Source organism: uncultured Kordia sp., assembly GCF_947489565.1.
Lineage (GTDB): Bacteria > Bacteroidota > Bacteroidia > Flavobacteriales > Flavobacteriaceae > Kordia.
Genome location: NZ_CANLEA010000005.1, coordinates 100,584 through 114,341 on the forward strand (window position 1 = coordinate 100,584; position 13,758 = coordinate 114,341).

The 13,758-nt window shown below is 34.3% G+C and carries 15 protein-coding genes; 3 read left to right on the forward strand and 12 right to left on the reverse strand.

Features of this window, described 5'->3' with window-relative positions:
- The 5 genes from Q0845_RS08145 to Q0845_RS08165 form a co-directional block, all read right to left on the reverse strand.
- Positions 1–1,470 carry an alkaline phosphatase PhoX gene (locus tag Q0845_RS08145; RefSeq protein WP_298511594.1) on the reverse strand — a complete coding sequence of 490 codons (1,470 nt, stop codon included), beginning with the start codon at positions 1,468–1,470 and terminating at the stop codon, positions 1–3.
- A gap of 230 nt (positions 1,471–1,700) precedes the next feature.
- A complete protein-coding gene (locus Q0845_RS08150) occupies positions 1,701–2,198 on the reverse strand; it encodes a hypothetical protein (protein WP_298511595.1) in 498 nt (165 codons plus the stop codon).
- A gap of 111 nt (positions 2,199–2,309) precedes the next feature.
- Positions 2,310–2,873 carry a hypothetical protein gene (locus Q0845_RS08155; RefSeq protein WP_298511597.1) on the reverse strand — a complete coding sequence of 188 codons (564 nt, stop codon included), beginning with the start codon at positions 2,871–2,873 and terminating at the stop codon, positions 2,310–2,312.
- 261 nt (positions 2,874–3,134) lie between these two features.
- Positions 3,135–3,797 (reverse strand): ABC transporter ATP-binding protein, encoded by a 663-nt coding sequence (locus Q0845_RS08160; RefSeq protein ID WP_298511599.1) that lies wholly within the window; start codon positions 3,795–3,797, stop codon positions 3,135–3,137.
- A 52-nt stretch (positions 3,798–3,849) separates the two neighbouring features.
- A complete protein-coding gene (locus tag Q0845_RS08165) occupies positions 3,850–6,330 on the reverse strand; it encodes a DUF5916 domain-containing protein (RefSeq protein WP_298511601.1) in 2,481 nt (826 codons plus the stop codon).
- A 216-nt stretch (positions 6,331–6,546) separates the two neighbouring features.
- On the opposite strand from Q0845_RS08165, the gene folE reads away from it, so the two are divergent.
- Together folE and Q0845_RS08175 are read left to right on the forward strand one after the other, a co-directional pair.
- The gene (folE, locus tag Q0845_RS08170; RefSeq protein ID WP_298511603.1) at positions 6,547–7,143 is read left to right on the forward strand and encodes a GTP cyclohydrolase I FolE; all 597 of its coding nucleotides are present in this window, start codon (positions 6,547–6,549) and stop codon (positions 7,141–7,143) included.
- Between the two features lie 37 nt (positions 7,144–7,180).
- Entirely contained in the window at positions 7,181–8,467 is a 1,287-nt protein-coding gene (locus Q0845_RS08175; protein ID WP_298511605.1) for a DUF885 domain-containing protein, read from the forward strand.
- Here the strand turns inward: Q0845_RS08175 and Q0845_RS08180 are convergent.
- The 6 genes from Q0845_RS08180 to Q0845_RS08205 all read right to left on the reverse strand — a co-directional run bounded on the left by Q0845_RS08180 (position 8,439) and on the right by Q0845_RS08205 (position 11,757).
- The gene (locus tag Q0845_RS08180) at positions 8,439–9,026 is read right to left on the reverse strand and encodes a hypothetical protein (RefSeq protein WP_298511607.1); all 588 of its coding nucleotides are present in this window, start codon (positions 9,024–9,026) and stop codon (positions 8,439–8,441) included. The two genes, Q0845_RS08175 and Q0845_RS08180, sit on opposite strands and share 29 nt — an antisense overlap.
- Positions 9,027–9,132: 106 nt before the next feature.
- The gene (locus tag Q0845_RS08185; protein ID WP_298511609.1) at positions 9,133–9,654 is read right to left on the reverse strand and encodes a hypothetical protein; all 522 of its coding nucleotides are present in this window, start codon (positions 9,652–9,654) and stop codon (positions 9,133–9,135) included.
- Positions 9,655–9,749: 95 nt separating this feature from the next.
- Complete coding sequence (locus tag Q0845_RS08190) at positions 9,750–10,412, reverse strand: pyridoxamine 5'-phosphate oxidase family protein (RefSeq protein ID WP_298511611.1); 663 nt, start codon at positions 10,410–10,412, stop codon at positions 9,750–9,752.
- A gap of 2 nt (positions 10,413–10,414) precedes the next feature.
- Complete coding sequence (locus tag Q0845_RS08195; protein ID WP_298511614.1) at positions 10,415–10,930, reverse strand: N-acetyltransferase; 516 nt, start codon at positions 10,928–10,930, stop codon at positions 10,415–10,417.
- Between the two features lie 15 nt (positions 10,931–10,945).
- Positions 10,946–11,236, reverse strand: coding sequence for a DUF1272 domain-containing protein (locus tag Q0845_RS08200; RefSeq protein ID WP_298511616.1), 291 nt, complete (start codon positions 11,234–11,236; stop codon positions 10,946–10,948).
- 2 nt (positions 11,237–11,238) lie between these two features.
- A complete protein-coding gene (locus tag Q0845_RS08205) occupies positions 11,239–11,757 on the reverse strand; it encodes a DinB family protein (protein ID WP_298511618.1) in 519 nt (172 codons plus the stop codon).
- 80 nt (positions 11,758–11,837) lie between these two features.
- Between Q0845_RS08205 and Q0845_RS08210 the strand changes: the two genes are divergently transcribed.
- Entirely contained in the window at positions 11,838–13,322 is a 1,485-nt protein-coding gene (locus tag Q0845_RS08210) for a PLP-dependent aminotransferase family protein (protein WP_298511619.1), read from the forward strand.
- Here Q0845_RS08210 and Q0845_RS08215 read toward each other — a convergent pair.
- Complete coding sequence (locus tag Q0845_RS08215) at positions 13,298–13,756, reverse strand: GNAT family N-acetyltransferase (protein ID WP_298511620.1); 459 nt, start codon at positions 13,754–13,756, stop codon at positions 13,298–13,300. The genes Q0845_RS08210 and Q0845_RS08215 overlap by 25 nt on opposite strands.
- Positions 13,757–13,758: the final 2 nt, after the last annotated feature.

Consider the following 13,758-nt stretch of genomic DNA (forward strand, 5'->3'; position numbering starts at 1 on the left):
TTATCTAGCGAGTCCTTTTACAACCAATAAAATACTTCCTTCATCTCTACTATTTGCGTCAGTTCCTGCACCATCTGGATTTAAGAAAGCATCATTTTTCCAAGAGTGTGCTTGTTGAATTAACAAAAACGTATCTGGTTCTCCGATGATATCTGAAATATCAATCATTCCTGTCAATTCCCATTTTCCCCAACGATCGTCAAAGCTTGCGTATCCGTTGTCTACTGCTTCTACAGTTCTGTGAGCAGATTCTAATACCACTTTTAAAGCTCCCGTATTTAAGTCGTACTGATATAAGTATGCATCGTGTTGTTTTACCATATCATCTACATATCCGTTAGGATCTTCTTGGATGTATGCGTAGTTTTCTGTGACTAAGATATTATCTGGACTGTGGAAAGTTTTTGCTTTGCTTGTTAAATCATCTCCGTTTAACACTAAAGTAAGTTTTCCTGCTAAAGGATTTCCTTCGTCTAAAACTAGTTTGTACACACGTCCGTATTTTGTACGCGTGTCTGAGTTTGAAGAATGTCCCGTAGCGTTGAAATAGATTTCTCTGTTTGCTGCTGCAGAACCTTTTCTGTAATCAATATCTTCTACACGGTTAAAAGCCATCACACCTTTTGCCATGCTTTCGTTGTTCAATTCGTTATATGTAGTTTGGTCTAATTGAACAAATTCAATATCATATTCATTTCCAACGACTAAATCATTGTCAGTTACCGTTCCGTCACCAACTTTTAATCCGTATAAATTTCCTCCGTGTAAATCTCCAACAGTGTTAGAAACATACATTGCTAATTGTCCACCAGCGTCTCCACGGCTATCATCTCCAACCATTACGATTGTTTTTCCTGGGAAAGCATCTTTTCCAAGTGGCACTGCATTTTCAATAGTCCACTGTCCCATAGCTGGTAAAATTTCAGCAACACTAGCATCGGAAGCAGATTTATAAGGATCTACCATAAATACGTTGTTTGTTGGCATTGCGCCCCATTCTCCACCACTTAAATATACAGGTCCGTAGCCGTGTTCTTCTGGCGTAGCTAAACTTCCTGAACATTGTGCCGTATTTCCAGTAGCATCTGAGTTTAAAATGTATTCTCCTTTGATTGGCTTGAATGTAGCATCTAAAGTAATGCGAGCAATAGCGTAGTCTGCTTCAATATTGTTGATTAATGTAAAAGTGCCGTCCTCATTCTTTAAAAGACCACAACCATCGGCCATACTTCCGTAAACGAAGTTAGGAGATTCTGGTAATGCATCTTCTGAACTTAAGATACTGTATACTTCTACATTTTCAAAACCAGCTTGCTTTGTTACAAAAGCAGGCGTCATAGAGTGGTTTTTAAGATCAATCACGCTGCTGTTTCCTCCCGGAATTGTTACAGTACCGTTGTTGTCATCATTATTACAAGACGCGAAAGAGATCAGTCCTGCTAATACTAGAATTTTTGAAATGGTTTTCATCGATTATTAGTTTGCGAATTTTTAGTTGCACAAAACTATCGATGTAGTGTTAGTGAATTTTTAGCCAAATATTGTTTTACGATTACGAGTATATTAAGGAAACGTTTCGAGTTTAAATTTGTATAAACTTACTGTAAAGTCGTTTTTTGAGTGTGATTTTTTTTATTTTATAGAGATGGTTTTGTTTGAAATTTGTTGATAATGAATGATTTGAATCTGGAATAACTTATTTATTCAACCTTCGTCATTTTTATTTGCTCATTAAACCAAGGATCGGTCAATTCAATAGCTTTTATTACATAGTCTGCAATCGGTTTTGGAGGACCTGTTGAGTCAAAACCATAAGTATATTTAACTCCTTTGGTTTCTTTTCCATCAGAAAGTGTAATTTCAAGCATACATGTTTTTCCTTTTTTGTCAGGATAATCATAAATTCTATTGAGTAAAGATTCAAAATCAGGTGTAATTGTTTCGGTAAGTTTTGAAAATATACTGTCCTGTTGAATTCCCATATAAAAGTTACGATCAATTTCTTCAGTTCCATTTCCTTTTCGGTTGATGGTTCCGTCCTTGTGAAGTAAGATGAATAAAGCAGATTCATTTTCTATATTTAGTTCAATTGTCGTTGCTTCATAGCTTTTTCTAAAATTGTTATTTGACTTTTCCGATTTGTCGTGTCCACATCCAAAAAGTGAAAACATAAGTATTAGAATTAGAATTCTGTTCATTGTACATGTTTTTTGAAACCAACGTTTCATTAAGTGAAGTAAGATTGATTTTTTAAAACTAACAGAATTCTAACTAATATCAAAGTTAGCTACTGGACTTTTGACTGTTTACTATTCAAAAGTAACTGTTGAGGTTGTGTTCATCAATTGCTCATCATTTTCAAAAACAATTGTCAAAGTGAAATTTACATTTGTTTCTGCTGGGATTTCAGTGTCAAACGTAAAATAGGATTCAAAATCGGATAAATTTGAATTCAACGCTAAGAGTAGATCGTTCATAGTATTTTGTGTTCCTTCATTATATTGGTATTCTACTATGACATGATTGTTTAAAGATTCTCCAGCAGGAATATCAAATAAAGAAACATTGGCAGTCAGCGTAATAGTTTCAACACGTTTGATCACTGTATACACATCATCACAGGAAGTAGCATTGGCAGTATTTATAAATCCTGAGTCTTTAGATAGGAGTGAAGCCATTTCTACTTGATAGGAAGGACTCAATTCTAAAAAGAAATCTGCATTGGTGACGGAAGAACTATCATCATCAGCATCATCATTTGCTGAAAAATCATAAGAAGTGATAAATACATTAAAATCGTCACCGCAACAAGCAAACAGGGAAATTTGGGCAATAAGGACAAACCCAAAAAGTTTGAGAATTTTATTTTTCATAATCTAAGTTTTCTTTTTAGATGTAGAAAGCCTGAAAAGGTTGCGTATAATTTAGAATGATTCTTTATAATTTTTTAAAGATGAGAATAGAGAGTTTTTTTCATTACTGAAAAACGAAGTACTTCTCGGCATTATTCTATGTTCCACTATCATCTGATAGAGTGGAAAATGTGATCACATTTTTTGTATCGAAATCTGCTTGTTTATTCTTTAATTTCAGAGAAACGATTTTCCCAAAACCTAAAACCCAAAACCCAATCCCTAATCCACAATATTCCCATCGCGCATTTCAATGGTTCTATCGGCCATATCTGCAAGTTCTTTGTTGTGTGTGACGATGACAAAGGTTTGTCCAAATTCCTCACGAAGTTTAAAGAAAAGATTGTGTAAGTTTTCTGCAGATTCCGAATCTAAGTTTCCACTAGGTTCATCGGCAAAAATAATGGCAGGTTTATTCATCAAAGCTCTAGCAACTGCCACACGTTGTTGTTCTCCACCAGAAAGTTCGTTGGGTTTGTGATCGTAACGATTTGACAAACCTAAAAAGTCTAAAAGTTCCTTAGCTCTTTTTTCTGCAGCAACTTTGTCTGTATTTTTTATAAACGCAGGAATGCACACATTTTCAATCGCAGTGAATTCAGGAAGTAATTGATGAAACTGAAAAATGAATCCGATGTGATTGTTACGAAATTTTGCGAGTTCTTTTTCGGAAAGTTCTTCCGTTTTTATATTATTGATTACAAGCGAACTTCCTTGTTTTGGAGACATTTTGTCCAAAGTCCCTAATATTTGTAATAAGGTTGTTTTTCCAGCACCAGAAGCACCAATGATAGAAACAATTTCTCCCTTTTTTATATTTAAATCAATACCTTTTAAGACTTCTAAATCTCCGTATTGCTTGCGTATATTCTTAGCTGTAATCATGCAAAATTTCTAATAATGCTCACAATGTACTATATAAAGCTGTGCTATACAATTATGAATTGATTTTCCCTCTTCTTTTTTTACTTTTGAAGATGTTTTTTACGTTGTTGTAATCGATGAAGTATACCAAACGAACCGATAAGGTATGATCAATGGGTTCGTCAAAAAGTCGGTTTAAACTATTAAAATAGGTTGCTTCCGATTCTTCGGTTTGATTGAAAATTTGGTTTCTATACAGCGCCGTCAAAAAGCTTCCAGGACCAAATTGCCAAGTATAACTAAAATCTAAATTCCAAGTACTGAAGTTGATATTAGAGTTTCCTAAACTTAAATCTTCAAAGGTATTTTGCGATTGCACCAAACGACCATTGTCTTGAAGAAAGTACGGAGTCTCATCATAATCTACCGTTGTCCAATAGTTTCTAAAAGTTAAATTTAATGAATGGAAAGGATTAAAGCTGTAATTACCAGAAATACTATTCACCAATTCAATCTGATCGCGTTGCCCAAAGATAATTTCGTTTTCAAGATCGTTTGAGTTGTTTGCATATCCTCTACGATTGTTTTGAACATTTAAAGACGAACTGTAACTTAAAATAAACTTATCATTGACACGAACTCTAGGTTCAAAATTAATTCTATACGTAGTAAATCCTTGATTTTCTTCAAATTGCGTAGAGAATCGCGCATTTAAATCCAAAGCAAAAACTTTATTATAATCGGTAGAAATAAATCCTCTCACATTAAAGCGATTTTCAGTAATAAAAAAGCGTCTGTTATCAAAATCACGTGGTTCAAAATAATCAAATTGTTTTCCAGGAGCAAAACTTGCATTTGCTCCAAAAGCCATCAAACTCTTTTTGAGTACGGCAAACATATTCACTCCAAAATTAGCACCTGTATACACATCCGGATCGTATAAACGACGGTAATTTACCCACGTATTTATTCTAAAGTTATTTAGCTTTTCAGTCGGTTCAAATATTTGGTAAGAAGCATCCAATCCGAAGTTGTTGAAGTTGTTTCGAAAGTTCAATCCTAAATCGTTGATATCAAATTTTGTATTTGAAAAACTGTGATCAAAACTATATCTAAATTTCCCGCTGATCTTACGAATGGCAAAGAACGAATTGAAACCAGTTTCGGTTCCTGTCGCTAAATTTCGATTGCTTAGTTTTAACTGAGCATCAATATTTACGGTATTTTTCTTATTGACAATATCCGCCACAAGCGCTGTAACATTGGCGTCTCTAAATCTACTTCCGTTTCTGGTTACATTAGTGTTAATCAGACTTATAGAAGAGTTTTTGTTAAACTGCTGATCCACAACCATAATATTATAATTGGTCAATGGTTCTACTACTTCTTCACGGAATTCGCCAGTATCTGTATTTCGGATAGAAGCTTTCGTTTTTTCCGTAATCGCATTAAAAAAGCCAATTCCCAATCCGTTTTTAGTTCTTCCAGAAACTTTGACTGCATTGATGAGTTTTACTTCACTTGGAAAATCGACCAATTCTTCATTATCGGCAGTTTCAACACTTCCTGAAGGTGAATTTCCAATACGACGCGAGAAGAATAGATTTCCTTTGTTGAACAAATCGACACCTTCGGTAAAGAATTGCCGTTGTTCGGAAAATGTTTGTTCAAAAGGTCCTAAGTTTAATTGCAGATTGTCAAATCCAGCTTGACTGAAATCGGGAACTAAGGTCGCATCAAGTGTGAAATTTTCGGTAATTCCATACTTTACGTCCATTCCAAAATTATATTCATCAGTCGTTTGGCCATCTCTTGAACGGACTACGGTAGAAGCAAACGGATAAAAAATCAAACGTGTTGGCGGATGTATATCGCGCAAACCTTTTAACTCTCCTGCATACAAGCCAATATATCCTTTGGTAGGATCGAATGGATTCCATGTATACTGTTTTCTAGTTTTTCTAAATTGTCTGTGAAATTGAATTCCCCAAGTAGGTTCTTTTTGGTTGGTAAAACGAAGTGTTCGATACGGAATTTTTACTTCTGCAATCCAACCGTCATCCACGACTCTAGCTGCATTTTGCCAAACAGCATTCCAACTAAAATCTTCTCCAACACTCGGATTTGCAATAGCATCTGCTTGGTTCCCGTTCGGAAATACTACAAAGTTGGTATCGTTTTGGCCATCATTATTTGGATTGATCGCAATGATGAAAAAATCATTAATTCCGAAATTATCACGACTTGTAAACTGACGCATGATATTTTCGGGTTTGTCATGTAAATAGGCTGCAACATAAATGGCTTCATCGTCATACGCCATTTTGACAATTGTTTTCTGATCTTCAGGCAATGTATTTCCAATAGCTGGACGAAACTGCACAAAATCAGTAGCAATATCTGCATTCTTCCATACTTCATCATCTAAAATACCATCAATTTTTGGAGGCGTTGTGGTACGCTTTATATTGTATGTTTTTTTGGGGATACTATCTTGTGCAAAACTGCTTACTGTAAAAGAAAGAAGTAGTACGAATACTAAAAAACGATGCATTATTTTTGATTTTTTGATTGATTGACGCCTTAAAGCACTGGGAATTATTGATAATAGCAGTAAGACTGTCGCAAATCTACTCGGATACTTTACTTTTTTATCCTAAAAAAAAGTTAAATCTACCTTAAAATTGTTAACATTTATAGCGGTTTGCGATGTTTTGAGTGTTCTTTTTTTAAGTATCTTTAGCAACAATGAAAATGAAATTATAGCACAATGCCTTATAGAAAATTAGAAGAATATAATATGCAGGTTACCAATGAAGTAAAAGATCGTTATAAGACTATCATTGAGGAACTTGGAGAAGATACTGCGCGTGAAGGTTTGTTAAAAACACCAGAACGTGCCGCAAAAGCCATGCAGTTTTTGACGCAGGGATATGAAATGGATGCTGCCGAAATATTGAAAGGCGCCATGTTTGCAGAAGATTATGATGATATGGTCATTGTAAAAGATATTGAATTGTATTCGCTATGTGAACATCATATTTTACCATTTTTTGGGAAAGCACATATTGCCTATATTCCAAATGGTCATATTGTGGGATTGAGCAAATTGCCTCGTATTGTTGATGTTTTTGCGAGAAGATTGCAAGTGCAAGAACGCTTAACGCATGATATTTTAGAATGCATCAACAATACCTTAAAACCTAAAGGTGTTGCTGTTGTGATTGAAGCGTCTCATATGTGTATGATGATGCGCGGTGTACAAAAACAAAATTCTGTGACCACAACTTCTGGATTTAGAGGTGCATTTGAAAAAATAGAAACACGAACTGAGTTTTTAAAACTGATTAGTTCAGACTTATCTTAGTGTATTCCTTTTGAAGTTCTACAAGCACATATTACTATTGTTTTTTATAAGCAATCTTTCCTTTGGACAAGAGTCATTTGCGGATTGGAATGCTTTTGAGAAAGCGTTTATAAAAGACTTTAAGCGTTTGCATGTTGCAGATTTACAGATTTACTATGTAGACAATTTAAAGTTGATTCAGAGTAAACGAAATGTAGAAAAGCAGGAAAGGGTGTTTTTGAAATATCAAAACGCATTGCAATCCATCGATACAGCAAAACTATCTAAAGCACAACAATTAGACTATGCATTGGTTTCGTATGAAATTGACTTGCATTTAGAACGCATTGCACTTGAAAAAAAGTGGTTGGAAAACAAACCGCGAAAAATCTCTAAAGAAGGTTTGCAAAACGTTCCTATGGGAAAAGAATGGTATGCGTATTTCTTAAAAAAATGGGTCGATGCAGAAGTTACACCAGATGCGTTGTTTCAGTTTGGCTTGTCTGAAATTGATCGTGCTAAAAAAGCAATGAAGGCTATTGAAAAAGCTTCTGGATTGGACAGCTTGGAATATCAATCATATATCAATAGTGATGCGTTTTTCTATACTGATGTTGCTACAATTCAGCAAAGTTTTGAAGCGTATAAAAAAGAGTTGATGCCAAAGTTGATTGGTGCATTTCCAAAAGTAAACGAATTGCCCGATGTGTATATTGAGCAAGGCAAAAACAAAGTATATGCACAAGTTCCTGCGTATTATGCAGAATTACGAAGTACATTTTACTATAATTATTTTGACAAGCCGTTCAACAAACGTCAAGTAGCTTGGATTTATTTACATGAAGCCATTCCAGGGCATCATTATCAAGTTAAATACGAAGAAACCATTGAAAAATCGGAACTAAAAAAACTCTTCTTTTATAGCGGATATCGAGAAGGTTGGGCAGCGTATGTAGAAGAATTAGGAAACGATTTTGATGCGTATAAAACAAAGTATGACGAGTTGGGTAAATGGGAATGGGACATTATTCGTTCGGTTCGTGTGGCGATGGATGTTGGGTTAAATTACTACGGTTGGAGTGATGCAAAAGCATTAGAATTCTGGCAACAACATATTCAGGGACAAGATGATATTGCACAACGTGAAATTGGGCGTATGAAACGTTGGCCAGCACAAGTAATTACCTATAAATATGGCGCGAATCAAATTTTGCAATGGAAAGCACAACTAGCAGCCACACTTCCAGAAGGAAAAGAATTTCCTTGGTTAGCCTTTCACACTAAAATTTTACAACACGGCGCTTTGCCGTTTTCTGTTATGGACGCTCAGATTTTTGGAAATTGAAATACGAATAAATCTCGGTTTTCCTTTTTACTTTTTCAAACTCTTTAATCGAAATTAAGAATCCGTCAGGACAATGAAATTCGGTAGCTGTTTGATAACTATTTTCACAGACTTCTGTTGGTTTATAAATTCCTTTCTTAGCGATAAAGAATACTGAATTGCTAAACGGAATTGATCTTGGATCCCAAAATCTATAATGTGTATCTAGCTCTCTAGCAAACAAAATTCTATTTCTTCCATGTTCATATGTTAACATGGTAATAGTTTCTCCTATTTTTGGAAATGTTCCTTCCCAAGAATTATAATTTGGATCTCTATCTTTCATTATATTGAAGAAGTCTTCACTATACTTCTTCCATTTACAATCCAATTGGAGCGTATCTTGTTTTTTAAAATCAACATAAGTCATGACTGAATCATTTACATAACCGAGAACCTTGATTTCAGAAATATCAGTAATGGATTCGAATACGGCTTTCACGGAAATTGGAATTGTTTTTACAGATGATTCTGGTCGAAACAACGTTATCAAACCAATAATGACTAATACTTTCTTCATACATCTAAAGCTATAGAAGCCATTACTAAAAACAAAAAGATATAATTAATTTAACAAATATTTATCTATTTATGAGTGAGTTAAGCGAGTTTGCATGTGTGCAAAATTATGGTGCTACCGCATTAATTTCTTTTTCTAGTTTCGCTACTTCAGAAGCTATCATAGGTTTTAAATTATATGTACGAGTCTTAGCAATAAACTCTTTAGCTTCTTTAATTTTTTTTTGCTCAAATGAAGTATTTGCTAAATTTAACAAGACTATTGAGGTATCGTTTTTTGTTCGTAAACCAATTTCCAAAGCTTTATTGAATTCAGAATAACTTTTTTCCCATTCTTGTTTATTTGAGAAAATATATCCAAGTGTATAATGGTAATAACTTTTGTGACTTTTACTGAGATGCGCTGGATTTTTAATTGTTGAAATTAATTTTTCAGCCTTATCAAACCTTCCTTTTTTGATCTCATTAAATGCAATGTAAACCGTTCCATATCTATAATAACCATATATAAAAAGGAGTGATGAAAATAGTGTAATGCCTACGCTTACATACTCACCTTTTGTATAAAGATAAAATGAAAAAACTATTGATAAAATGATTAATAAGACTCGTGAGAAAGGAGTAAACATGATAATAAACTTTTAGTACTTTCTATAACTTGAAATATCAAACTTAAGATATCCAAGTATATCAAGTTATAAAGCTATAAGATTTTTAGTTAGTATCAAATTCTATTTTCCTCATAATACTCCAAAACATGCTTCGGAATTTCCATTTGTTGTGGTATGCCTTCATCAGGAATTGGATATTCAGCGACTTGCTTTATCGGAACTAATCCCGCCCAAACGTCTAAATCATAATCTTCTGGTTCGTCATTTACACCAACATCTCTAATTTTTGCAGATGCGGTTTCAATTGTCATTTCTACCACAAGTGTTCTGTCTAATTCTTCTTTTGTCATTTCTCGAATTCCGTCCCAACGACCTTTCATCATATGTTCCATAAAACAAAGAAGTGCCGCATCTTTTTCTATAGGATCTTCCATTTTTCTAACAGTTCCAAACAAGGTGGCAGAACGATAATTTACTGAATGATGCAAACCAGAACGCGCCAATACCAACGCATCTAAATGCATAACGGTCATGCTCATTTTTTTAGCTTCTATGAGTGCAAGTAACATTCTATTGGCTTGAGAACCGTGCAAGTAAATTTTATTGCCGTTTCTACCATACGCCATCGGTAAACTAATGGCTTGATCTTCGTATATATAACTCACATAACCTATAAAACCTGCATCTAAAATGGTGTTGATTTTCTCCACATCATACGTAGCTCTAATTTGTCCACGTTTAATTCTGTTCGTTTTTGATTTTGAATATTCTTGCATGCTTATAATTTTTTTGAAAAGACTGTATTTTCATATTCAATTCCGTTGACTAGAAAATTTAATTCTCCAACGTTTTTAAATTCATTTCTTTCGTAAAATCGGATTGCTCTGTAGTTTTTGACATATACAGACAACCACATGGTATCTAGGTCTAATGCTGTGGCTTTTTCTTCAAGAAAGTTGAGCAATTGTTGTCCAATTTTTAAGGGAATAAATTCATTTAGAATATAAATTCGTTCCAATCGGCAATTATTTTGTGAAGCTATACTTTCGTGAAAGACATTCAAGACTAATTTCGCGTAGCCAATAGGCAAATCATCTAAATACAGGATATAGAATATGTTTTTAGAATCTTGTAAATCTTGTGTTGTTTTGGCAACTGAAAATGCATTGTCACAGTATTTGGATAAGTCGTTTTTATTCTCAATAAAATGCCCGTGAGATTCTACATAGGTGACTCTTCCTAGTAATGCTAAAACATGCACGTCTGCTGTATTTGCTATTTTTATTTCGATCATTACGTAAGTGTATTTTTATCTTTCTTCCGGAGGAATATTTTTAAACTTTGTTGAATTTATTTTGGCTTTTTCTAAGTCTTTCGGTTTAAAAACTTGTTTGCTGGAAGCTGGATATTTTTCAATCATTTTTTCAGGTCTGATAGGACGTGCTACGAAGTTTCCAGCACAACTTGGACATACGTTTTCAAAGATTTCCAGTGCACATTTTTGGCAATAAGTACATTCAAAAGAGCAAATCATCGCTTCCGTAGAAGCATTGGGCAATTCTTTATTGCAGTGTTCGCAATTAGGTCTTATTTCTAACATGGCTACAAGTATTTATTTCTAATAACTTCCATATGCCAAATATCATGACCTATAATAATAAAAGCGGCCGCTCTTGCTGACATAGGACTTCCATTGGCGTTTCCGATGAACGATAAGTCTTCGTCCGTTAAACTAGTAAGGATTGAAATTGAATTGTTACGATTGATCGTGAATTCATTCAATAGACTTTCAATAGATTTTTCATCAGCTCGCGAGGGTTCAACATATATATTCTGATCATATCCTGTGAGAGCGCTTATGTCTCTTCGGGCAATTCTAAAGCAGCGATACATAAAAATTCGTTCCGTATCTATTAAGTGTTGCAATACTTCTTTGATGCTCCATTTTTCTGGTTGATATCGATAGGTTAATTTGTCACTCGGTATCGAACTAAAGAAATTGATGAGTTTACTTTTTCCAGTTTCAAAGCCAGTTTGTAGCTCAGTTTCATCAGTTAATTTATCAATATATCTAGTATAATAATGGTCAAACTCTGAGGTGTTTAAGTCTGATTTTGTCATGATTTCTTTTTTTATACTTCAAAAATACTATATTTATGGACTGCTAAAGTCGTCCAGAATTAATATAATAAGTAGTCCAGATGTTTCCATATAAAACCAGTATTCAGTTTGATCGAAAAAGCAATCAGCCTTTGTATTTGCAATTGTCAAATCAGATCATACAATTCATCAAAAATCAGCAGCTTCCACCAAATACAAAGCTTCCAGGAAGTAGAACGCTCGCGGAACAGTTGCATGTTCATAGAAAAACGATTGTCGCTTGTTATGAAGAATTGCTGTTACAAGGTTGGGTAGAAAGTATTCCGAAAAAGGGAACTTTTGTACATCGCAATTTGCCCGAATTGGATCAGCAAAGATTGCAGGACGAAATTATGGTTGATTCAAAAATAACCACAGGCTTTTCTTTTTATAAAAACGATATTTTACCTCAAAAACCCGCAGAAAGAAAAGCAGATTTTATGTATTTGGATGATGGTATTTCTGATGGAAGACTCACGCCATTGGATGAAATTGCCAGAACGTACAGAAGAATTTCGGCTAAAAAGAATGTATTTAAACATTTATCTTATGGAACTACTTTTGGGAATGCGACTTTGCGTGAAGTTTTGGTCAATTATTTAAATGCAACCAGAGGTTTATACATTACAAAAGATAATATTTTAATTACACGTGGCAGTCAAATGGGCATTTGGTTGTCTTCTCAATTATTGCTTGAAAAAGAAGCAGTTATCATAGTTGGAGCTACAAATTATGGATCTGCAGATTCTACTTTTTTGAATCAACAGGCAAGATTGAAACGTGTTTCAGTAGATGAAAACGGCTTGGTCACAGATGAAATTGAAACGCTTTGTAAGCAACAGCCAATAAAAGCTGTATATCTGACATCGCATCATCATCATCCAACGACGGTGACACTTTCTGCAAAAAGAAGAATTCATCTTTTAAATCTTGCCAAGCGCTATAACTTTGCCATCATAGAAGACGATTATGACTATGATTTTAATTACAATCAAGCGCCAATTTTGCCTTTAGCGAGTCATGATGCCAATGGAAATGTAATTTATATCGGTTCGGTTTGTAAAACGGTGGCGCCTGTATTCCGAATAGGATATTTAATTGCACCCAAAGAATTTGTGGATGAAGCGGCTAAGTTACGAGGTTTTGTAGATAGGCAAGGAGATGCATTGTTGGAATTGACTTTTGCGAGTTTTATAAAGTCAGGTGATTTGGATAGACACATTCGAAAAGTGTTGAAAATTTACAAGCAACGACGCGATTTGTTTTGCAGTCTTTTACAAGACGAATTGGGCGATTTTCTCGAATTTGAAGTTCCCAAAGGCGGCATGGCAGTTTGGATACAGTTAAATACTGCGTATTCATGGTCAACCGTTTCTGAAATCGCAAAAAAGCATCAATTAGTAATTGGTGATTGGCAGCGATACGATTTGGCAAATTCAAAACACAATTGTATTCGAATAGGTTTTGCTTCGTATGATGAAATTGAGATTCAGGAATTAATTAGAAGACTAAAAAACACACTTTATGAAGTTAAAGAAATGGAATAAATTTTTATTTCTTCCCCAAAAATAGTGTATCCGTTTGCGTGATAACTCCAACCATTTTTTTCGTAGAAGTTTTCTAAATCTGTGGAAAGATAAACCGTTTCAAATCCTTTGTTTTTACATTCGCTTAAAGCGTGTGTCATCAACTTTTTGGCAATGCCTTGGTTTCTGTAGTTTTCATCTACAAATAGACAGGCAAACCAAGGAAAAATGTCTTGTCGGCTAATAATATCATTAAGCAACAATGCATAACACGCCACGATTTCATTATGATCTAATAAAACATAAAATTTTGGTAACGCATTGTCATCAGAAACTGAGTTTTCAATACAGTCTCTGTAAAAGTCAAAATTGCTATCATTTCCCCATTGTTTCCAGAAATAAGCAATTCCTTTTTCTAGAAGATTATTGTCTTTTGTGATTAATTCTATTTTCACAA

Bases quoted from the DNA above. Each gene is read 5' to 3' on its own strand.
- Q0845_RS08155 (WP_298511597.1), bottom strand. From the start codon at position 2,873: ATGAAAAATAAAATTCTCAAACTTTTTGGGTTTGTCCTTATTGCCCAA.
- Q0845_RS08210 (WP_298511619.1), top strand. From the start codon at position 11,838: ATGTTTCCATATAAAACCAGTATTCAGTTTGATCGAAAAAGCAATCAG.
- Q0845_RS08200 (WP_298511616.1), bottom strand. From the start codon at position 11,236: ATGTTAGAAATAAGACCTAATTGCGAACACTGCAATAAAGAATTGCCC.
- folE (WP_298511603.1), top strand. From the start codon at position 6,547: ATGCCTTATAGAAAATTAGAAGAATATAATATGCAGGTTACCAATGAA.
- Q0845_RS08195 (WP_298511614.1), bottom strand. From the start codon at position 10,930: ATGATCGAAATAAAAATAGCAAATACAGCAGACGTGCATGTTTTAGCA.
- Q0845_RS08180 (WP_298511607.1), bottom strand. From the start codon at position 9,026: ATGAAGAAAGTATTAGTCATTATTGGTTTGATAACGTTGTTTCGACCA.
- Q0845_RS08160 (WP_298511599.1), bottom strand. From the start codon at position 3,797: ATGATTACAGCTAAGAATATACGCAAGCAATACGGAGATTTAGAAGTC.
- Q0845_RS08150 (WP_298511595.1), bottom strand. From the start codon at position 2,198: ATGAACAGAATTCTAATTCTAATACTTATGTTTTCACTTTTTGGATGT.
- Q0845_RS08190 (WP_298511611.1), bottom strand. From the start codon at position 10,412: ATGCAAGAATATTCAAAATCAAAAACGAACAGAATTAAACGTGGACAA.
- Q0845_RS08145 (WP_298511594.1), bottom strand. From the start codon at position 1,470: ATGAAAACCATTTCAAAAATTCTAGTATTAGCAGGACTGATCTCTTTC.
- Q0845_RS08165 (WP_298511601.1), bottom strand. From the start codon at position 6,330: ATGCATCGTTTTTTAGTATTCGTACTACTTCTTTCTTTTACAGTAAGC.
- Q0845_RS08205 (WP_298511618.1), bottom strand. From the start codon at position 11,757: ATGACAAAATCAGACTTAAACACCTCAGAGTTTGACCATTATTATACT.
- Q0845_RS08185 (WP_298511609.1), bottom strand. From the start codon at position 9,654: ATGTTTACTCCTTTCTCACGAGTCTTATTAATCATTTTATCAATAGTT.